Source organism: Pectobacterium fontis, from assembly GCF_000803215.1.
Classification (GTDB): domain Bacteria; phylum Pseudomonadota; class Gammaproteobacteria; order Enterobacterales; family Enterobacteriaceae; genus Pectobacterium; species Pectobacterium fontis.
In genome coordinates, this window is the sequence record NZ_JSXC01000087.1 from 1 (window position 1) to 366 (window position 366).

At 56.3% G+C, this 366-nt stretch carries 1 protein-coding gene; it reads right to left on the minus strand.

Annotated elements, in window-relative coordinates:
* A partial coding sequence (locus OI69_RS18680; protein ID WP_039354178.1) for an ATP-binding cassette domain-containing protein occupies positions 1-366 on the minus strand: 366 nt, incomplete at both ends.

A 366-nucleotide genomic window follows, 5' to 3' on the forward strand; every position in this document is an offset into this window, starting at 1 on the left:
GGCTCATCGGCAATCAGCAGACGCGGCTGGTTTGCCAGCGCGATCGCAATCATTACCTTTTGGCACTCGCCGTCGCTCAGCTCATAGGGGTAGCTGCCCATGATGTCTTTATGATCTTTAATTCCGACGCGGTGTAGCAGTTCGATCGCGCGACGTTTACGCCAGTTAATGCGCTGCCACCAGCGGCCTTTGTACGTCCAGCCGGGGATCGCCTGAACCAACTGCCGACCAATGCTCTCGGACGGATCGAGACAGGATTGTGGTTCCTGGAAAATCATGGAGACGTTATGTCCGACCAGCTTACGCCGCTCGCGTGATGACAGTTGCAACAGGTCGATGTCATCAAAGCGGAAGCGATCGGCGGTT